General features: G+C 63.8%; 18 protein-coding genes. 14 read left to right on the top strand and 4 right to left on the bottom strand.

Features of this window, described 5'->3' with window-relative positions; translation table 11 throughout:
- Nucleotides 1-11: 11 nt before the first annotated feature.
- Nucleotides 12-1,229, bottom strand: coding sequence for an acyl-CoA dehydrogenase family protein (locus tag HZZ16_RS22180; RefSeq protein WP_197951691.1), 1,218 nt, complete (start codon nt 1,227-1,229; stop codon nt 12-14).
- A gap of 357 nt (nt 1,230-1,586) precedes the next feature.
- Here HZZ16_RS22180 and HZZ16_RS22175 point away from each other — a divergent pair, with 357 nt between their 5' ends.
- From HZZ16_RS22175 to mtnA, 3 genes are all read left to right on the top strand, one after another.
- Complete coding sequence (locus HZZ16_RS22175) at nt 1,587-1,859, top strand: phosphopantetheine-binding protein (RefSeq protein ID WP_197951689.1); 273 nt, start codon at nt 1,587-1,589, stop codon at nt 1,857-1,859.
- A gap of 91 nt (nt 1,860-1,950) precedes the next feature.
- The gene (locus HZZ16_RS22170) at nt 1,951-2,826 is read left to right on the top strand and encodes an S-methyl-5'-thioadenosine phosphorylase (protein ID WP_197951687.1); all 876 of its coding nucleotides are present in this window, start codon (nt 1,951-1,953) and stop codon (nt 2,824-2,826) included.
- Between the two features lie 25 nt (nt 2,827-2,851).
- Nucleotides 2,852-3,958, top strand: coding sequence for an S-methyl-5-thioribose-1-phosphate isomerase (gene mtnA / locus HZZ16_RS22165; protein ID WP_197951685.1), 1,107 nt, complete (start codon nt 2,852-2,854; stop codon nt 3,956-3,958).
- Nucleotides 3,959-4,078: 120 nt separating this feature from the next.
- Here the strand turns inward: mtnA and HZZ16_RS22160 are convergent, their stop codons facing one another.
- Nucleotides 4,079-4,714: an HAD-IA family hydrolase gene (locus HZZ16_RS22160; RefSeq protein ID WP_197951683.1), complete on the bottom strand. Its 636-nt coding sequence runs from the start codon at nt 4,712-4,714 to the stop codon at nt 4,079-4,081.
- A 99-nt stretch (nt 4,715-4,813) separates the two neighbouring features.
- Here HZZ16_RS22160 and HZZ16_RS22155 point away from each other — a divergent pair, with 99 nt between their 5' ends.
- Nucleotides 4,814-5,572 carry a S1 family peptidase gene (locus tag HZZ16_RS22155; protein WP_246510308.1) on the top strand — a complete coding sequence of 253 codons (759 nt, stop codon included), beginning with the start codon at nt 4,814-4,816 and terminating at the stop codon, nt 5,570-5,572.
- Nucleotides 5,573-5,696: 124 nt separating this feature from the next.
- Complete coding sequence (locus HZZ16_RS22150; RefSeq protein WP_197951679.1) at nt 5,697-7,199, top strand: flavin-containing monooxygenase; 1,503 nt, start codon at nt 5,697-5,699, stop codon at nt 7,197-7,199.
- A gap of 233 nt (nt 7,200-7,432) precedes the next feature.
- Here the strand turns inward: HZZ16_RS22150 and HZZ16_RS22145 are convergent, their stop codons facing one another.
- Nucleotides 7,433-8,359 (bottom strand): response regulator, encoded by a 927-nt coding sequence (locus HZZ16_RS22145; RefSeq protein ID WP_197951677.1) that lies wholly within the window; start codon nt 8,357-8,359, stop codon nt 7,433-7,435.
- Entirely contained in the window at nt 8,343-11,714 is a 3,372-nt protein-coding gene (locus HZZ16_RS22140; RefSeq protein ID WP_197951675.1) for a hybrid sensor histidine kinase/response regulator, read from the bottom strand. Before HZZ16_RS22140 ends, HZZ16_RS22145 begins: the two co-directional genes overlap by 17 nt.
- Nucleotides 11,715-11,882: 168 nt before the next feature.
- Between HZZ16_RS22140 and urtA the strand changes: the two genes are divergently transcribed.
- From urtA to HZZ16_RS22095, 9 genes are all read left to right on the top strand, one after another.
- A complete protein-coding gene (gene urtA / locus HZZ16_RS22135) occupies nt 11,883-13,142 on the top strand; it encodes an urea ABC transporter substrate-binding protein (RefSeq protein WP_025033323.1) in 1,260 nt (419 codons plus the stop codon).
- A 145-nt stretch (nt 13,143-13,287) separates the two neighbouring features.
- Nucleotides 13,288-14,214: an urea ABC transporter permease subunit UrtB gene (urtB, locus tag HZZ16_RS22130; RefSeq protein WP_128266094.1), complete on the top strand. Its 927-nt coding sequence runs from the start codon at nt 13,288-13,290 to the stop codon at nt 14,212-14,214.
- A gap of 17 nt (nt 14,215-14,231) precedes the next feature.
- Nucleotides 14,232-15,374 (top strand): urea ABC transporter permease subunit UrtC, encoded by a 1,143-nt coding sequence (gene urtC / locus HZZ16_RS22125; protein WP_197951673.1) that lies wholly within the window; start codon nt 14,232-14,234, stop codon nt 15,372-15,374.
- Nucleotides 15,375-15,439: 65 nt separating this feature from the next.
- On the top strand, nt 15,440-16,195 hold the full coding sequence (gene urtD, locus HZZ16_RS22120) for an urea ABC transporter ATP-binding protein UrtD (RefSeq protein WP_197951671.1): 756 nt from the start codon (nt 15,440-15,442) through the stop codon (nt 16,193-16,195).
- A gap of 230 nt (nt 16,196-16,425) precedes the next feature.
- Complete coding sequence (gene urtE / locus HZZ16_RS22115) at nt 16,426-17,115, top strand: urea ABC transporter ATP-binding subunit UrtE (RefSeq protein ID WP_036002119.1); 690 nt, start codon at nt 16,426-16,428, stop codon at nt 17,113-17,115.
- 27 nt (nt 17,116-17,142) lie between these two features.
- Entirely contained in the window at nt 17,143-18,372 is a 1,230-nt protein-coding gene (fmdA, locus tag HZZ16_RS22110) for a formamidase (protein WP_197951669.1), read from the top strand.
- A 108-nt stretch (nt 18,373-18,480) separates the two neighbouring features.
- Entirely contained in the window at nt 18,481-18,858 is a 378-nt protein-coding gene (locus tag HZZ16_RS22105) for an FmdB family zinc ribbon protein (RefSeq protein ID WP_197951667.1), read from the top strand.
- Nucleotides 18,859-18,903: 45 nt separating this feature from the next.
- On the top strand, nt 18,904-19,944 hold the full coding sequence (locus HZZ16_RS22100; RefSeq protein WP_197951665.1) for an aliphatic amidase: 1,041 nt from the start codon (nt 18,904-18,906) through the stop codon (nt 19,942-19,944).
- Nucleotides 19,945-20,200: 256 nt separating this feature from the next.
- The coding region (locus HZZ16_RS22095) for a transposase family protein (RefSeq protein WP_197951663.1) at nt 20,201-20,407 on the top strand (207 nt) is incomplete at its 3' end.

Here is a 20,407-nt window from a genome sequence, read left to right as displayed (position 1 = left end):
GCGGAGGCACGTCAGTCGCGAAGGCTCGTCGGCACCCCGCTCATCAATGTCGATGTCGCGGCATTGGCCAGGATCCGGTCGTTGTTGATCATGATCGGCGACGACAGCACGTCGCGGAGGTGGCGGCCCATGGTGAACTCGCCGTCGTTGCGGTAACCGGCAAGGCCCGCGGTGCGCATCGCGTGCATCACGGTCTCGACCGCGAGCTCGGAGGCCTGCACCTTCAAAAGCGTGATCGAGGACTGGAAGTCGAGCGAGGTCAGCGCACGCTCGTCATGCTCGACGCGGGCGAAAGCGTCGATATTGGCGGCGATCAGCGCCCGCAGCTTGGCCAGCGACATCTTGGCGGCGGTGAAGTGCGCCGCGGCCGGGGGCATCTGTCCGCCGGACGCGCGGGCCGCCTTTCGGATGAAGCCCTGTGCGCGCGTCACCGCCGCAGCGGCGATGCCGGCCCAGGCCGACGACCAGCACAGATGCGCGAACGGCGTCATGGTCTGGGCGTGGATCTTGTCATAGGATTCCGGGAAGACGCGGTCGGCGGGGCAGTCGACCTTCAGCTCGAACCCGGTCGAGCAGGTGCCGCGCATGCCGAGCGTTTCCCAGCCCAGCGTCCGCTTCAGCGAATAATCGTCCTTGGCGAGCGCCAGCAGCACCTGGTCGGAGGCGGCGGCGTCGGTGGCGCGGCGGGCGATGGTGACGAGGCCATCGGCTTCGGCACCGTAGGAGATCACGGTGGCGTCGCGCACCAGCGAGACGGTATCGCCGGCATGGTCGACCGCAGCGGCGCTGGCGCGGATGTTGCCGCCGTTCTGGCCTTCGGTGGTGGAGGAGGCGAGCAGCCACTGGTCGCGGGCGACCCGGCGCATCATGGTCTCCATCCAGGGGATGCCATGGCCGTGCCTGATGACGCAGGCGACCTTGGTCTGGTGCATCGCGTAGATCATCGCCGTGGATGCGCAGGCGCGTCCGAGTGTGTAGCAGATGTCGGTGACGTCGTGGATCGAGGCGCCGAAGCCGCCGAACTCGACCGGAACCATCACGCCGAGCAGCTTCTGATCACGCGCGACGTCGAAGGCCTTGTGCGGGAAGCGGGCGTCGCGATCGACCCCGTCTGCGTCGGCCGCGGCCGCTGCGGCGGTCCGGGCGGCGCGCTCGATCAGGGAGGGACCCTGCTCGAGAAAGCTCGTCTGCATTTCGTCGCCAGTGAGGACTGCTTCACGCACGTTCATACTCGTCCGCCTCCGTTTGCCGTTCGAGATCGCCGGCATCATTCGCGATGCCGCTGAAGCGATCCTCCGGCGATCTTTGCTTGTGAGACGAGGCTACGGATTTAATTCAAATTCGTCGATGAAATAGAGGGTAAACAAAACCCGATTCCGAACGAACAGTTAAGGCTCGGTTGTTCGCATCACCGGATTTTCTCCCATCGCGTTAGGACTCTGGAAGAAGCCTGGATTTTTCGACAATCCGAGTCATCGTTTACTAAGAAACGCGAAGTATTGGTGCCGCCCATTGCAGGACCGGCAGCCCGCACCCATCGTAGCCGGCAGTCCGGTCCGACCCGATAGACAGATGGGAATTTGCCGATGCAGGCCTTCGATACCGATTTGCGCAATCGCATCATCAAGCTGGTGAAGGGCATCCTCGAACAGAATTCGCTTCCCGCAGACGTTACGCCCTCGGCCAAGCTCGTCGATATCGGCCTGACCTCGATGGACATGGTGAATCTCATGCTCGGCGTTGAGGCCGAATTCGACTTCACCATCCCGCAGTCCGAGATCACGCCGGAGAATTTCCAGTCCGTCGAGACGCTGGAGCGCATGGTGGCGACCCAGCTGCAGCCGGCGACCGCGGCTTAACCAGGGGGCGCATCTCCCCACCCCGTTCCAAATCCGCCGCAAAACTGGCATAGCTTAACCATGTCACATTGGCGGACAGGGTGGAGCAGGCATGGCGCAGGCGGTATTGGGCATCATCGGCGGCTCGGGCATCTATGACCTGCCCGGCCTCGAGGGTGCGCGCGAAGAGGTGATCGAGAGCCCCTGGGGCGAGCCGTCCGCGCCCTTGCGGCGCGGCTCCATCGCTGGCCTGCCGGTCGTGTTCCTGCCGCGGCATGACAAGGGGCATCGGCTGTCCCCCTCCGACATCAATTATCGCGCCAATATCGACGTGCTGAAGCGCGCCGGCGTCACCGACCTGATCTCGCTCTCGGCCTGCGGCTCCTTCAAGGAGGAACTGCCGCCGAGCACCTTCGTTCTCGTCGACCAATTCGTCGACCGCACCCACAAGCGCGAGAGCTCGTTCTTCGGCCGGGGCTGCGTCGCGCATGTGTCGATGGCGCACCCGGTCTCGCCGCGGCTGCGCATCCATCTGGCGGCCGCCGCGGAAGCGGAAGGCATCGCGATCGCGCGCGGCGGCACCTATGTCTGCATGGAAGGACCGCAATTCTCCACTTACGCGGAAAGCATGACCTACAAGACGCTGGGCTATTCCGTGATCGGCATGACCAACATGCCCGAAGCGAAACTCGCGCGTGAGGCGGAGATCTGCTACGCCACCGTCGCGATGGTGACGGATTTCGACTGCTGGCATCCCGACCACGATGCGGTCACGGTGCAGGACATCATCCGCGTGCTGAATTCGAACGCCGACAAGGCGAAGGCGCTGGTGGCGCGGCTGGCCAAGGATTTTCCGCGTGAGCACGAGCCGTGCCCGATCGGTTCGGACCGTGCGCTCGACAGCGCGCTGATCACGGCGCCCGAGGCGCGCGATCCCGAGCTCCTGAAGAAGCTCGACGCGGTGGCCGGGCGCATCCTGCGGGCGTGAGACTAGAACGAAAAGGCAGAATGCCATGAAGGTCGACGGCAAGCATTTCCGCAGCATCTGGCGCGAGCGCGACGGCTGGTCGGTCGGGGCGATCGATCAGCGCCGGCTGCCGCACGAATTCGTCATTGCGCAGCTGACCTCGTGTGAAGATGCGGCCGTTGCCATCCGCGACATGCTTGTGCGCGGCGCGCCGCTGATCGGCGCCACCGCCGCCTACGGCATGGCGCTCGCGATGCGCGAGGACGCCTCCGACGCCGGGCTGCAACGCGCTTATGACACCCTCGTCGTGGCGCGGCCGACCGCGATCAATCTGAAATGGGCGCTGGACGAGATGCGCGCTTCGCTCGCGCCGATCGATCCGGTGGAACGAGCGGAAGCGGCCTATGCGCGCGCCGACGAGATCGCCGAGCAGGACGTCGAGATCAACCGCGGCATTGCCGACAACGGCCTGAAGCTGATCGAGGCGACCGCGGCGAAAAAGCCGGGCGACGTGGTCAACGTGCTGACCCATTGCAACGCCGGCTGGCTCGCCACCGTCGATTGGGGCACGGCGACGGCGCCGATCTATCTTGCGCACGAGCGCGGCATCAAGGTCCATGTCTGGGTCGACGAGACGCGTCCGCGCAACCAGGGCGCCTCGCTCACCGCCTGGGAGCTCGGCCATCACGGCGTGCCGCACACGGTGATCCCGGACAATACCGGCGGGCACCTGATGCAGCATGGCATGGTCGATCTTGCCATCGTCGGCACCGACCGCGTCGCCGCCAATGGCGATGTCTGCAACAAGATCGGCACTTACCTCAAGGCGCTGGCCGCGCATGACAACGGCGTGCCGTTCTACGTCGCGCTGCCGTCGCCGACGATCGATTTCGCCGTTCATGACGGCATCCGCGACATCCCGATCGAGCAGCGCAGCGGCGTGGAGGTCACCGACATGACCGGCCGCACCTCGGACGGCCGGCTGGAGACAGTGCGCATCGTGCCCGAGAGCTCGCCGGTCGCGAACTACGCCTTCGACGTGACACCGGCGCGGCTCGTCACCGGTCTCATCACCGAGCGCGGCGTGCTGAAGCCGGATCGCGCATCGCTGGCGGCGGCGTTTCCGGAGCGGAGCTCTGCTGCGGTGAAGTAGCCTTGGCCGGGCGATATCTCGCCACGGCCGTCATTGCGAGCGCAGCGAAGCAATCCAGAATTCCTCCGCGGATGCAGTCTGGATTGCTTCGCTGCGCTCGCAATGACGGAGAATGACACGCTACCGCAGCTTCAGCCCCGTCGCCTTCTCCAGCTCCGCGATCGCCTGCGCCCCGCTCGTGACCTTGATCGTCGTCATGCCCATCTGACGCGCCGGCTTCAGGTTGACGCCGAGATCGTCCAGATAAACGCAATTGTTCGGATCGACCTTCAGCGTCTCGACCATCATCTGGTAGATGCGTGGATCCGGCTTGCGCAGGCCGATCTTGGCGGATTCGATGACGTGATCGAACAGCACCATGACTTCGGCGATATAGAGGGAGCGCCCCGTCATGCTGCCGATCGCGTTGGCCGGCAGATTGTTGGTGATGCAGCCGGTCTTGAATTTCGCCTTGATGCGCTTCAGGGCCTCGACCATCTCCGGGCGCAGATCGCCCTGCAGCAGCGGCAGCACGTCACGACCGCGCACCTCCGCGCCGAGCGCGAGCGATTCGGCAGCGAACAATTCGTCGAACGTCTCGATATCGACCTCGGCCCGCTCGAATTTGGCCCAGGCGTTTTCCAGATGATTGGCGGCGTTGGTGCGCCGGATGATATCGGCGGGCAGGCCGCGTTCGGTCTCGAACCGCGTGAACGCCTCGAAGGGCGAGCTCGTCAGCACGCCGCCGAAATCAAAGATCACCGCCTCGATCGCCAAGGTCCTGCCCTCGTCAATTGCTTTCCAACAGGGCTAGCATGCGCTATCGCCAAGAACCAGTCCGAAGCAATCGCCCGCCTTCATCCGATGCCTGTTCCCATGAAGATGCCTGCCGCTTTCATCGCAGCCGCGCTGCTGCTTGCGACGCCAGCCTTCGCCATCGTCGGCGGCGGCACGCCGCAGGCCGACGGCGTCGCCCGCGCCGTCGTCACCATTGTCGGCTCGCGCGGCAATTTCTGCACCGGCAGCCTGATCGCCCCGAAGCTGGTGTTGACGGTCGCCCATTGCGTGCAGCCCGGCGCGGACTACAAGGTCGTCGATCGCGGCGCCGACGGCCAGCCGCAATTGCTGAACGTGCGCACCGTCGCGATCCATCCGAATTTCAACATGCAGGCGATGCAGGCGCATCGCGCCACCGCCGACGTGGCGCTGCTGCAATTGGAAATTCCATTGAAAGGAAAATCCACGGTGATGGTCGGCGCGCCGACCATTCCGATTCAGGTCGGCAGCCGCTTCGTCATCGCCGGCATCGGCGTCACGGTTCGCGGTGACGGCAAGAGCGGCGGCACGACGCGCGTTGCCGGCCTCGTTGCAACCGGACAGCCCGGCACGCTCCAGATTCGCCTGGTCGATCCGGTAACCAACGGTGTTCGCGACGGAATTGGCGCCTGCACCGGCGATTCCGGCGGTCCCGTGTTCGAGGACAGGCCGAACGGTCCCGTGCTCGTCGGCCTCATCAGCTGGTCGACAGGACCGAACAACGCCGACGGTTGCGGGGGCTTGACCGGCCTGACGCCGCTGACGCTCTATCGCGACTGGATCTTGCAGACCGCGCGGAGCTGGGGTGCGGCTCTGTGATTTGACCGCGACTTGATCTATGTCATTTTGAAGCGGAGGCGCGGCGGGTGATCATGCCCGTCGCGGAGGAAACGCGCTGTCCATCAAGGACGGCCACAAAGACAAGCAAGGCATAGAAGCAACAATGAATGTCGCTGTTCGCAGTCACGCCACGGCCAAACAGGGTTCTGAACATTTCGACGTGCTGATCGTCGGCGCCGGCATCTCCGGCATCGGTAGCGCCTATCACATCCAGAAGCAGCTTCCGGGCACGAGCTACGTCATCCTGGAGACGCAGGAAACTTTCGGCGGCACCTGGAGCACACATCGCTATCCCGGCATTCGCTCCGACAGCGATCTCCATACCTTTGGCTACAGCTTCAAGCCTTGGGTCGGCCCGCCCATTGCGACCGCCGAGGAGATCCTCTCCTATATGAAGGAGGTGATCGACGAGAACGATATCGCGCGGCACATTCGTTACAAGCACAAGATCAATTCCGCGAGCTGGTCGAGCGAGCAGAATCTCTGGACCATCGAGGCGGTGACGACCGACACCGGCGAGCCCAGGACCTTCACCGCGAACTTCCTCTGGATGTGCCAGGGCTATTACCGTCATTCCGAAGGTTACACACCGGAATGGAAGGGCATGGACCGCTTCAAGGGCCGCATCGTCCATCCGCAGACCTGGCCCGACGATCTCGACCTCACGAACAAGAAGGTCGTGGTGATCGGCTCGGGCGCGACCGCGGCAACGCTGGTGCCCAACATCACCGACAAGTGCGCCCATGTCACCATGCTGCAGCGCTCGCCGACTTACTTCCGCCTCGGCCGCAACGCGATCGAGATCGCGGAAGAGCTGCGCCGGCTGCAAGTCGACGAAGCCTGGATCCACGAGATCGTCCGGCGCAAGATCCTGTTCGAGCAGGACGCCTTCACCAAGCTCTGCGTGTCCAAGCCCGAGCAGGTGAAGAAAGAGCTGATCGGCCAGATCAGGGCCGTGCTCGGTCCCGACTACGACGTCGAGACCCACTTCACGCCAAAATACCGGCCGTGGCGGCAGCGCATCGCCTTCGTGCCGGATGCCGACCTGTTCAAGGGCATTGCCAGCGGCAAGGCCTCCGTCGTCACCGACGAGATCGAATGCTTCGTCGAGAACGGCATCCAGCTCAAGTCCGGCAAGCTGCTCGAGGCCGACGTCATCGTCACCGCGACCGGCTTCAATCTTGCCGCGCTCGGCGACATCGCCTTCGAGATCGACGGTAAGCCGCTCGCCTTCGGCGACACCGTCACCTATCGCGGCATGATGTTCACGGGCGTGCCGAACATGGTCTGGGTGTTCGGCTACTTCCGCGCCAGCTGGACGCTGCGGGTCGACCTCGTCGCCGATTTCGTCTGCCGGTTGCTCGGCCACATGAAGGCGAAGGGTGCAAGGAAGGTCGAAGTCAAGCTGCGGCCTGAAGACCACAACATGCCGATCCTGCCCTGGATCGATCCGGAGAACTTCAACCCCGGCTACATGATGCGCAACATGGACCTGTTGCCCAAGCGCGGCGACAAGCCGGAATGGCAGCACAGCCAGGACTACTGGACCGAGAAGGACGAGATCCCGAAGACGGACCTCGACGACAAGGCGTTTGTCTACGGGTGATGTAGCAGGGGAGGCGACGCGCTCGCCTCGCCCTCCACTGTCGTCCCGGGGCGCGAAGCGAGCCCGGGACCCATAACCACAGGGAGTGGTTATGAAGCGAGCTGGTCACTCCGAGTCTTCGCCAAACTACTCCCTGGGGTTATGGGTCCCGGATCGGCGCGCGCTTGAGGCGCGCTTGTCCGGGACGACACCGTTTGCTCGGTTGGCAGCGCTTCAACTCATCTACACCGCCGCTACGAATTCCGTCTCGTCGCATTCGCGGCGATCGCCGCCGCCGCGGTCCGGTTCTCGACGCCGAGCTTGGCGTAGATCTGCTCCAGATGCTTGTCGACCGTGCGCGGGCTGAGGCCCAGAATTTGCGCGATGTCGCGGTTGGTCTTGCCCTTGCTGAGCCAGGCCAGCACCTCGCCTTCGCGTGTCGTGAGGCCGAGCTCGCTGGTGAATTCGGGCGGCAGTGCGGTGCCGGCTTCCTTGGACAGCCGCAGCAGGAATTCGTTCGGTGCGGTCTCGCCCATGTAGTAGACGCGGAGCTGAGGATTGTCGGGCAGCGACGCTGCCTGGGATTTCGAGCCGCTCTTGGCCTTCGCCTGCTCGAGCCATTGCAGCAGCGCCGGCGGCAGCACGAAGTCGTCGGCCTGCGCGCCGTGATGGTCGGATAGCAGCTTCTGCGCCTGCGGCGTCGCCCACAGCACGCTGCCCTGGCGATTGACTGCGAACAGGAAACGGCCGGAGACATCGAGCGCGGCGCGCGCGCTCTGGGTCAGCCGGGCATTGCCGAGATGGACGCGGATGCGCGCCAGCATCTCCTCGATCACGATCGGCTTGGTCACGTAGTCGACACCGCCGGCTTCCAATCCACGCACGATGTGCTCGGTCTCGGCGAGACCCGTCATGAAGATGACCGGGACGTTGGCGAGACCCGCATCGCGCTTGAGCCGGCGGCAGGTCTCGAAACCGTCGATGCCGGGCATCACGGCATCGAGCAGGATGATGTCGGGCGTGATCTGGTCGATGATGCGCATCGCCGCGGCGCCGTCGAGCGCTACCATCACCGTCATGCCGGCGCCGTCGAGCGCATCAGTGAGCAGCCGGAGCGTCTCCGGGGAATCGTCGACGACGAGCGCGACGTCGCGCTTCTTCGGTTCAATGCTCATAAGCATGCAACGTCTTCAATGTGGCCATGTACAGGTCGAGATCGAAGCGATCGACCAGCGACCGCATCTGCGCGACGAAGTCGGCATGCTCGGGGTGCTCGCTGCGGATCTCGTCCAGCTTCAGCTGAATGCCCTTGACGTAGCCGATCTGGCCGAGCCCGATCAGCGCCTCGATGTGCCGTAGCGGCGGCTTCGATCCCGTCTCCGGATGCCAGAAAGGCGCTGCGACCTCGTCCGAGCCGTATTGCCATTCGATCTTGAGAAGCTGGCGAATCGTCTCCAGCAACCGCGGGATGTCGATCGGCTTCATCAGGTAGCCGTCGTGGAAGGGCTGCGCCAGCGGCGCGCCATGAGCCTCGAGCGCGCTTGCCGATACCATCAGGATGCGCGCCTGATGATGGCCGCTGGCGCGCAAGGCCTCTGCGACGGCCCAGCCATCCATGGCGGGCATCGAGATGTCGAGCAGGAACAGATCGGGCCGGCAATGCTGCGCCAGCGCAAGGCAGCCGGCGCCGTCGGGCGCGCTGAGCAGGATGAAGCCGAGCGGCGTCAGCACCTCGCGCAGGAGGTCGCGATGCACGGGATCATCGTCAGTGACGAGGATGGTCTTGCGCGGGCCGTGATAACCGGAGACCGGCGCCTCCACCGGCGCGATGCGCTGGGGATTGGTGACCTCCGAGAGCAGGATCTTGACCTTGAACGTCGAGCCCGTGCCGACCGTGCTCGTGACCTTGATGTCGCCGCCCATCACGCCGGCGAGCAGGCGGCTGATGGTGAGTCCGAGGCCGGTGCCGGTCTGCGGCTGCGAGGCGCCGAGCGCACCCCGTTCGAACGGCGCGAAGATGCGTTCGAGATCGCCGCCCTGGATGCCCGGGCCGGTGTCGATCACCTCGAACTCGGCGACCGGGCTGCGGTAGTGCACCACGAACTGCACGCTGCCGGACTGGGTGAACTTGATGGCGTTCGAGAGCAGGTTGATCAGCACCTGACGCAGCCGCTTCTCGTCGGCATAGACCACGCGCGGCAGCGTTGGCGGCCGCCTGAACACGAAATCGATGCCCTTGGCGGCGGCCTGGAGACGGAACATGCCGACGAGCTGGTCGAGGAATTCGCTCAAGCGCACCTCGTCGCGCGACAGATACAGCCGCCCCGCCTCGATCTTGGAGATGTCGAGGATGCCGTCGATCAAGCCGGAGAGATGGTCGGCGCTGCGGCGGACGACGCGGACCTGGTCGCGCGGCTTGGCGCCGAGGCTCGTATCCTGCTCGAGCAGCTGCGCATAGCCGCTGATCGCATTGAGCGGCGAGCGCAGCTCGTGGCTCAGCCCGACCACGTAGCGGCTCTTGGCGAGGTTGGCGGATTCGGCGACTTCCTTGGCACGCTGGAGCTCGGCGTCGGTGCGCTTGTGCGCATCGATCTCCTGGATCAGCAGCGCGGTCTGCCGCCGCGTCTCGGCCTCGGCGGCGCGGCGGCTCTGCTGCGCCAGCACGAACAGCCACGCCACCACGCCGATGATGATGCTCAGCGAGAAGAACACCTTCCACAGCACGTCGGACACGAGCTCGTTGTCGCCGTGAACGCTCGCCGACGTCTGCAGATAGATCAGTCCCAGCACCAGGGCGATCAGGCCGGCGGAGACCACGAACACGCCGATATAGTGGCCGACCTGCGAGTTGATCCGGGCGTAGATCGGCTGCGGCATCAGCCGGCCCAGGGTCTCCGACACCTGCGCCTGGAATCTCGCGTGGGGCTTGCAGAGATCGTGGCAGCGCGCATCCAGCGAACAGCACAGCGAGCAGATCGGGCCCGCATAAGCGGGGCAGGAGGCCATGTCCTCCGGCTCGAACGAGTGCTCGCAGATGCAGCACTGGATCGCCTCGATGTTCTGCCAGCTCCGCTTCGGCTTGCGCGCGATGTAGTACTTGCCGTCCGTGGCCCAGGCGATCAACGGCGCGGTCAGGAAGGCCGCCGCGAGCGCGATGAAGGCCGACAGCGCCTTCGCGGTCGGCCCGAACAGGCCGTAGAAGGCGCTGATCGAGACGATGGTCGCGATGGTCATCGCTCCCACGCCGACCGGATTGACGTCGTAGAGATGGGCGCGCTTGAACTCGATCTGCTGCGGCCGCAATCCGAGCGGCTTGTTGATGACGAGGTCGGCGACCAGCGCGCCGACCCAGGCGATCGCGACGTTGGAATAGAGCGCCAGCGTCTGCTCCAGGGCCTTGTAGACGCCGATCTCCATCAGCAGCAGGGCCACGATGACGTTGAATACCAGCCAGACCACGCGCCCGGGATGGCTGTGGGTCAAGCGCGAGAAGAAGTTCGACCAGGCGATCGAGCCGGCATAGGCGTTGGTGACGTTGATCTTAACCTGCGACAGGATCACGAAGGTGCCGGTCAGGGCCAGGGCGAGGTCAGGCTGCGACAGCACGTAGCGGAATGCTTCGAGATACATGTGCGCCGGCTCGGCGGCCTCCTCGGGCGGCACGCCATGGCTGAGCGCGAAGAAGGCGAGGAACGAGCCGGCCAGCAGCTTCAGCGCGCCCAGCACGATCCAGCCTGGGCCCGCGCTCATCAGCGCCACCCACCAGGAGGTCCTGGAAGCCCGGCGGTCGCGCGGCAGGAAGCGCAGGAAGTCGACCTGCTCGCCGATCTGCGCCACCAGCGAGAACACGACCGAGGCCGCAACGCCGAACAACAGCAGATCGAAATGCCCGTTGAGATTGCCGTGCTCGCCGGAGAACTTGTGCCACTCCGCAAAGGAGTGCGGGTTGTGCCAGGCGATCGCGGCGAACGGAATGATGTGAAGGATCACCCACAGCGGCTGCGTCCACAATTGGAAGCGGCTGATCAGTGTGATGCCGTAGGCCACCAGTGGGATGATGACGACGGCGCTGATCAGATAGCCGACGGGCCGCGGAATCCCGAAGCACATCTCGAGCGCGGAGGCGAGGATCACGGCCTCGATCGCGAAGAAGATGAAGGTGAAGGAGGCGTAGATCAGCGAGGTGACGGTTGAGCCGATGTAACCGAAGCCGGCACCCCGCGTCAGCAGGTCGATGTCGATGCCGCATTTGGCGGCATAATACGCAATGGGCACCCCGCAGCCGAAGATGATGATGGAGACCACGACGATGGCGGCAGTCGCGTTGGTGACGCCATAGTTCAGCGTGATGGTCCCGCCGATCGCCTCCATCGCCAGGAACGAGATCGCGCCCAGTGCCGTGTTGGCGACGCGGGCGGCGGACCAGCGCCGCGCGCTCTTGGCGGTGAAGCGCAGGGCGTAATCTTCCAGCGTCTGGTTGGCGACCCATTGATTGTATTGGCGCCTGACGCGGTCTATTCGCTGCCGCCCTGCCACTAACCCCACTCCCGATACGGACCCGGACCCCTCGCAAATTCCGTACCAGAAGCCTACGTCGGCATTTTGCGGTGCAGTATACGCGATCTTGCGTATGCGCGGCCTGCATAAATTCGAGCCATCCTCACAGCCACCAATCGCGTGTTCTCGAACAAAAGTGGGGTGCTCATGTCAGACGAAGCAAACAAGGGCCTGTTGTCGCCGCTGCGGCGCAAATTGTTGATGGGAATGGCCGCGGTGCCGGCCATCACCATGCTGCCGCGGGCATCCTTTGCGCAGGCGCCGGCGACCTCGGCGGTCAACACCACGGGTTTGGCCGTCACGGACACCGAGGTCACGGTCGGCATCCTGCATTCGGCGACCGGCACCATGGCGATCTCCGAGACCGGCTCGATCCAGGCCGAAAAGCTCGCGATCGAGCAGATCAACGCGGCCGGCGGCGTGCTCGGCCGCAAGATCAAGTTCATCCAGGAGGACGGCGCGTCGGACTGGCCGACCTTCGCCGAAAAGGCGAAGAAGCTGCTCGTCAACGACAAGGTCGCGGCCATCATGGGCTGCTGGACCTCGGCCTCGCGCAAGGCAGTGCTTCCGGTCGTCGAGCAGTATAACGGCATGCTCTACTACCCCACCTTCTACGAAGGCCTCGAGCAGTCCAAGAACGTCATCTACACCGGCCAGGAAGCGACCCAGCAGATTCTTGCCGGCCTGAACTGGATCGCCAAGGAGAAGGGCGCCAAGTCGTTCTTCTTCATCGGCTCGGATTACATCTGGCCGCGCACCTCCAACAAGATCGCGCGCAAGCACGTCGAGAACGTGCTCAAGGGCAAGGTCGTCGGCGAGGAATATTATGCGCTCGGCTCGACGCAGTTCAACTCGGTCATCAACAAGATCAAGCTGACCAAGCCGGACGTGATCTTCACCGACGTCGTCGGCGGCTCCAACGTCGCCTTCTACAAGCAGCTCAAGGCGGCCGGCGTCGATCTCGCCAAGCAGCCACTGCTCACGATCTCGGTGACCGAGGACGAGATCGACGGCATCGGCGGTGAGAACATCGCTGGCGCCTATGCCTGCATGAAGTACTTCCAGTCGCTCGACAATGCGAACAACAAGGCCTTCGTCTCCGCGTTCAAGAAGATGTGGGGCGAGAAGACCGTGATCGGAGACGTCACCCAGGCTGCCTATCTCGGCCCCTGGCTGTGGAAGCTGACGGTCGAGAAAGCCGGCTCCTTCGACGTCGACAAGATCGCGGCGGCTTCGCCCGGCGTCGAGTTCAAGGGTGCGCCGGAAGGCTATGTGCGCATCCACGAGAACCATCACCTCTGGTCGAAGACCCGCGTCGGACGCGCCAAGCTCGATGGCCAGTTCGAGCTGATCTACGAGACCGCCGATCTCGTCGAGCCGGATCCGTTCCCGAAGGGCTACCAGTAAGAAGCGCTACCAGTAAGTCGCGGCGCCCGTCGCACTTTCCCTCAAGGCAAAACCGCTCCCTGGCGTGGATCGCAAGTCCATGCCTCAAGCCCCCGCGTCGCGAACCTGCTCGCGACGCGGGACCCTTTCCCGACGGAGGACATGGATGTTCGGCGACTATTCGATTGGCGACCTTGGCTCGATCTTCGTCATGCAGGGGTTCGCCGGACTGATCCTGTTCTCGGTCTATGTCCTGATGGCACTTGGCCTTGCCATCATCTTCGGCCAGATGGGCGTCATCAACATGGCCCATGGCGAGTTCATGATCCTCGGGGCCTACGTCACTTGGATGACTTCCAATCTCTTCCAGGCCTATTTGCCGAGCCTGTTCAGCGGCTACTTCTTCCTTGCCATGATATTGGCCTTCCTCGCATCCGGCGCGCTGGGGATGCTGGTGGAATGGGTGCTGATACGGCACCTCTACAAGCGTCCGCTCGATACGCTGCTCGCGACCTGGGGCCTCAGCCTGATGCTGCAGCAGGCCTATCGCTCGGTGTTCGGTGCGCGCGAGGTCGGCGTCGAGCTGCCGCAATGGATGCTGGGCTCGCTGCGCGTCACCGACAGCATCGAGGTGCCGATCAACGGCGTCTTCGTGATGTGCCTCACCGTGCTGATCACCATTGCCGTCGCCTATGTTCTCTACATGTCGCGTTGGGGCCGCCAGGTGCGCGCGGTCGTGCAGAACCGCATCATGGCCGGCGCGGTCGGCATCAACACCGAGAAGGTCGACCGCTACACCTTCGGCCTCGGCTGCGGCATCGCCGGTGTCGCCGGCAGCGCCTTCACCATGATCGGCTCGACCGGGCCGACGTCGGGCCAGCTCTACATCGTCGATACCTTCCTCGTTGTCGTGTTCGGCGGCGCCGCCAGCCTGCTCGGCACCATCGCTTCCGCGTTCTCGATCTCACAGACGCAATCGACGCTCGAGTTCTTCATGTCGGGCTCGATGGCCAAGGTGCTCACGCTGCTCGCCGTCGTCGGCATCCTGATGCTGCGGCCGCAGGGTCTGTTCGCCCTCAAGGTCCGCAAATAACGAGAAGCAGGCAAGTCATGATCATCAACTCACGCTTCTTCAACCGCTCCGAACTGATGGGCTTCATTGCGCTCGCGGCCGTACTGTTCGTGATCCTGCCGCTGACGCTGGATGTGTTCCGCCTCAACCTGGTCGCGAAATATCTGACTTACGCCTTTGTCGCGATCGGCCTCGTGCTGTGCTGGGGCTATGGCGGCATCCTGAGCCTGGGGCAGGGCGTGTTCTTCGGCCTCGGCGGCTATTGCATGGCGATGTTCCTCAAGCTCGAGGCCTCCAGCGTCGAGAACACCAAGATCCAATCGACGCCCGGCATTCCTGACTTCATGGACTGGAATCAGATCACGGCGCTGCCGTTCTTCTGGCAGCCGTTTCACAGCCTCACCTTCACCATCCTCGCCATCATCCTGGTCCCCGGCCTGTTCGCCCTGATCATCGGCACCGCGATGTTCAAGCGCCGCGTCGGCGGCACCTATTTCGCGATCATCACCCAGGCCGTCGCCGCCATCCTCACCATCCTGATTGTCGGCCAGCAGGGCTATACCGGCGGCATCAACGGCATGACCGACCTGCGCACGCTGAAGGGTTGGGACATCCGGCCCGACCATGCCAAGATCATCCTGTACTTCGTCGAGGTGGTGCTGCTGTTCGCCTGCATCGGCATCGCGCAGTTCATCCGCCTGACCAAGCTCGGCCGCATCCTGGTCGCGATGCGCGAGCAGGAAGACCGCGTCCGCTTCTCCGGCTACAGCGTCGCCAATTTCAAGATCTTCGCCTTCTGCATGGCCGCGATCTTCGCCGCGATCGGCGGCGCCATGTTCGCGCTCAATGTCGGCTTCATGTCGCCGTCCTTCGTCGGCATCGTGCCGTCGATCGAGATGGTGATCTACACCGCGGTTGGCGGACGGATGTCGATCTTCGGCGCGATCTGGGGCGCCATCCTGGTGAATTTCGCCAAGACCAGCCTGTCGGAATCCTTCCCGCAACTCTGGCTGTTCGGTCTCGGCGCGCTGTTCATCGCCGTCGTGCTTGCTTTCCCCAACGGTCTGTCCGGGCTCTGGGCCGATTACGTGCAGCCGCGCATCGATCGGCTGTTCGCCTCGCGCAGGGCGAAGGCGGGGTGGGCTGACAATTCCGTCGCCGACGGCGCGCCGGCAGAGTGAGGGGTCAATCATGCTCATCGGACATCACGATGCCGATGCCGCGCTGACAGTGAGGAGATGAAATCATGCTCATCGGTCATCAGCCCAAGGAATTCCTGCTCGCGGTCTCCGGCCTCACCGTCTCGTTCGACGGGTTCAAGGCGGTCAACGACCTCTCCTTCTATGTCGAGGAGAACGAGATCCGCGTCATCATCGGCCCCAACGGCGCCGGCAAGACCACGGTGCTCGACCTGATCTGCGGCAAGACCAAGGCGACCTCGGGCTCGATTCAGTTTCGTGGCAAGGAGCTCACGAAGATGAAGGAGAACGAGATCGTGCAGACCGGCGTCGGGCGCAAGTTCCAGACGCCGTCGGTGTTCGAGGATCTCACCGTGTTCGAGAATCTCGAGATCTCGTTCCCGCGCGGCCGCACCGTATTCGGCTCGCTGACCTTTCAGCGCGATCAACTGGTGGAGGACCGGGTCGAGGAGGTCGCGGAGATGATCTTCCTCAAGGACAAGCTCAACACCTATGCCGACGAGCTCAGTCACGGCCAGAAGCAATGGCTCGAGATCGGCATGCTGCTGATCCAGGACCCCGACCTGTTGATGTTAGATGAGCCCGTCGCCGGCATGAGCGTATCGGAGCGCGCCAAGACCGCCGAGCTGCTCAACCGCATCATCAAGAACCGTTCGGTGCTGGTGATCGAGCACGACATGAAGTTCGTCGAGGACATCGCGCACAAGGTCACCGTGCTGCACCAGGGCCAGATCCTCTCGGAAGGAACGATGGAGAAGGTGAAGAACGATCCCAAGGTCATTGAAGTGTACTTGGGGCACTGACCGTGGCGATGTCGAGCGCATCTGTTGCGGCAGTGACGGTGCACCTCGCCCCTTGTGGGAGAGGTCGGATCGCATCGCAAGATGCGATCCGGGTGAGGGGTATCTCTCCGCGCATCCAACTGCCTGTCGCATCCACCGATGCAGACCCCTCATCCGTCGCGGGCTTCGCCCGCGCCACCTTCTCCCACAAGGGGAGAAGGAAAGAGACACACCGAGCCTGGGAGTAATCGATGCTGGCTATTTCCGATCTTCACGTCGCCTACGGCCAGAGCGAGGTGTTGCACGGGCTCAACGTCAAGGTCGCGGCCAACGAGATCGTCGCGATCATGGGCCGCAACGGCATGGGCAAGACCACCCTGATGAAGTCGCTGATGGGCATCCTGCCGGCTAAAAGCGGCTCGGTGAACATGGATGGCGCCGAGCTCGGAAACCTCAAGAGCTTTGAGCGCGTCGCCAAGGGCCTCGCCTATGTGCCGCAGGGCCGCATGATCTTCTCCACCATGACGGTGAAGGAGAACATCGAGACCGGGCTCGTCGTCTCTGGCGGGTCGGAGGTGCCTGACGACATCTACGAGCTGTTCCCGGTGCTGCTGGAGATGAAAGGCCGCCGCGGCGGCAATCTCTCCGGCGGCCAGCAGCAGCAGCTCGCGATCGCCCGCGCGCTCGCCACCAAGCCGAAGGTGCTGCTGCTGGACGAGCCGACCGAAGGCATCCAGCCCTCGATCATCAAGGAGATGGCGCGCACGTTGAAGCGCATCCGCGACGAGAAGGGGCTCTCGATCGTCGTCTCCGAGCAGGTCCTGAGCTTCGCGCTCGACATCGCCGACCGCGTGCTGGTGATCGAGAACGGCGAGATCGTGCGCGATGATCCGCGCGACGCCGTCGATGCCGCGCAGGTCTCGAAATATCTGTCCGTCTAACCAACCGTGTAAAAGGGGAGCATCTCGATGCCAGAGACACTGATCAAGGTCGATCTCACCAAATCGGCCTATGAAAACGACATGGTGCATAACCGCTGGCACCCCGATATCCCGATCGTGGCCTGGGTCAATCCCGGCGACGATTTCATCATCGAGACCTATGACTGGACCGGCGGCTTCATCAAGAACAACGATTCCGCCGACGACGTGCGCGACATCGATCTGTCGATCGTGCACTTCCTGTCCGGTCCGATCGGAGTCAAGGGCGCCGAGCCGGGCGATCTCCTCGTCGTCGACCTGCTCGACGTCGGCCCGCTCAAGGAGAGCCTGTGGGGCTTCAACGGCTTCTTCTCCAAGCAGAACGGCGGTGGCTTCCTCACCGATCATTTCCCACTGGCGCAGAAGTCGATCTGGGACATCAAGGGTCTCTACACCTCGTCCCGCCACGTGCCCGGCGTCAGCTTCGCCGGCCTGATCCATCCCGGCCTGATCGGCTGTCTGCCCGATCCCAAGATGCTGGACACCTGGAACAAGCGCGAGGCCGAGCTGATCTCGACCAACCCGACCCGCGTGCCTGGTCTGGCCAATCCGCCGTTCGCGCCGACCGCGCACGGCGGCCGCGCCAAGGGCGACGTCAAGGCCAAGATCGGCGCCGAGGGCGCGCGCACCGTGCCGCCGCGCGAGCATGGCGGCAATTGCGACATCAAGGATCTCTCGCGCGGCTCGAAGATCTATTTCCCGGTCTATGTCCCCGGCGGCGGTCTCTCCATGGGCGACCTGCACTTCAGCCAGGGCGACGGCGAGATCACCTTCTGCGGCGCCATCGAGATGGCCGGCTGGCTGCACTTGAAAGTCGAGGTGATCAAGGACGGCGTTGCCAAGTACGGCATCAAGAACCCGATCTTCAAGCCGTCGCCGATCACGCCGAACTACAAGGACTATCTGATCTTCGAAGGCATCTCGGTGGACGAAGCCGGCAAGCAGCATTATCTCGACGTCCACATCGCCTATCGCCAGGCCTGCCTCAACGCCATCGAATATCTGAAGAAGTTCGGCTATTCCGGCGCCCAGGCCTATTCCATCCTCGGCACCGCGCCGTGCCAGGGCCACATCTCCGGCGTCGTTGACGTGCCCAACGCCTGCGCCACGCTGTGGCTGCCGACCGAGATCTTCGATTTCGACGTGATGCCGTCGGCGGCAGGTCCCATCAAGCACATCACCGGCGACATTCAGATGCCGATCTCGCCGGACAAGTAGGCGGTGCGCTCCTCTCCCCGTTCTTACGGGGAGAGGGCTGGGGTGAGGGGCTGTCTCCACGCGAATGGTGGTAGCGAGTTGTGAACAAGCAACAGCGTAGGTGATGCGATGCCGGTCTACGAATATCTCTGTGACGATTGCGGTCCCTTCAAGGACCTGCGCCCGATGGCGGAATGCGATGATCCGCAAAGCTGCCCGCATTGCGCGACCATGGCGCCCCGCGTCATCCTGACGGCGCCGAACTTCTTCTGCATGCCGGCGGAGAAGCGCAAGGCCCGCGCCGTCAACGAACGCAGCACGCACGCGCCGCAGACATTGGCGCAATACAAGGCCTCGCACGGTCCGGGCTGCGGCTGCTGTTCCTCGGGCAAGACCGTGAAGGACAAGGGCACGGCGGACAGGACAAAGCCGGCGCGGCTGATGACCAAGACCAGGAGCGGCGCCAAGGGCTTTCCGACCGCACGTCCCTGGATGATCAGTCACTAACCCCCCGCGATGACCTCAAACGAATAAGAGACAGGAGCGCTCGACATGCTTCACGGTGACATCTCCAGCAGCAACGACACGGTCGGCGTCGCCGTGGTCAATTACAAGATGCCCCGCCTGCACACCAAGGCCGAGGTGCTCGACAACGCCCGCAAGATCGCCGACATGATCGTCGGCATGAAAGTCGGCCTGCCCGGCATGGATCTCGTGATCTTCCCGGAATATTCCACGCAAGGCATCATGTACGATGCCAACGAGATGTACGAGACGGCCTCAATGGTGCCGGGTGAGGAGACCGCGATCTTCGCGGAAGCCTGCCGCAAGGCAAAAGTGTGGGGCGTGTTCTCGCTCACCGGCGAACGCCACGAGGAGCATCCGCACAAGGCGCCCTACAACACCCTGATCCTGATGAACGACAAGGGCGAGATCGTGCAGAAGTACCGCAAGATCATGCCGTGGGTGCCGATCGAGGGCTGGTATCCCGGCAATTGCACCTATGTCTCCGAGGGCCCGAAGGGGCTCAAGGTCAGCCTGATCATCTGCGATGACGGCAACTATCCTGAGATCTGGCGCGACTGCGCCATGAAGGGCGCGGAGCTGATCGTGCGCTGCCAGGGCTACATGTATCCGGCCAAGGAGCAGCAGGTCATGATCTCCAAGGCCATGGCCTGGGCCAACAACGTCTATGTCGCCGTCGCCAATGCCGCCGGCTTCGACGGCGTCTATTCCTATTTCGGCCACTCCGCGATCATCGGCTTCGACGGCCGCACCCTCGGCGAATGCGGCGAGGAGGATTACGGCATCCAGTACGCCCAGCTGTCGAAGCATCTGATCCGCGATGCGCGCCGCAACGGCCAGTCACAGAACCATCTCTACAAGCTGGTTCACCGCGGCTACACCGGCATGATCAATTCCGGCGACAGCCCGCGCGGCGTCGCGGCCTGCCCATATGATTTCTACAAGAACTGGATCAGGGATCCCGAAGGCACGCGCGACATGGTCGAGGCCATGACCCGCGCGACGCCGGGTACCGAGGAATGTCCGATCGACGGCATTCCGAACGGAGCGGCGGCCAGCAACTACTGAGCTGCTGTGGATTCCGCCTTACCCTCCCCTGGAGGGGGAGGGTCGGCTCACATGGAGCGCAGCGACATGTGAGACGGGGTGGGGTGATCTCTCCCCACGGGCACTGTTCGAGTGGAGAGATCACCCCACCCCGCTCGCGCTGCGCGCGATCGACCCTCCCCCTCCAGGGCAGGGGAATCGCATGTGATCCTAAGGCATTGCGATTTGGAGAGAAATCGATTCTGAAGGTGGCTCCTGGAGTTGGAAGGAGCGACCCATGGATCGATTTTCGGAGTGCTTCGAAGACCTGCCCGACCCACGTGCGGACAATGCGCTGCACGATCTGACGGAGCTCTTGTTCATCGCCCTGATGGCCACGTTGTGCGGAGCGACGAGTTGCACCGACATGGCGCTGTTTGCGCGGCTGAAGGCTTATCTTTGGCAGGACGTGCTGGTGCTTAAGCATGGATTGCCGAGCCATGAC

The sequence above is a fragment of the Bradyrhizobium glycinis genome, assembly GCF_016031655.1.
Classification (GTDB): domain Bacteria; phylum Pseudomonadota; class Alphaproteobacteria; order Rhizobiales; family Xanthobacteraceae; genus Bradyrhizobium; species Bradyrhizobium glycinis.
The sequence above is the reverse complement of the archived record's forward strand: the minus strand, read 5'-3'. Positions and strand labels throughout refer to the sequence as shown.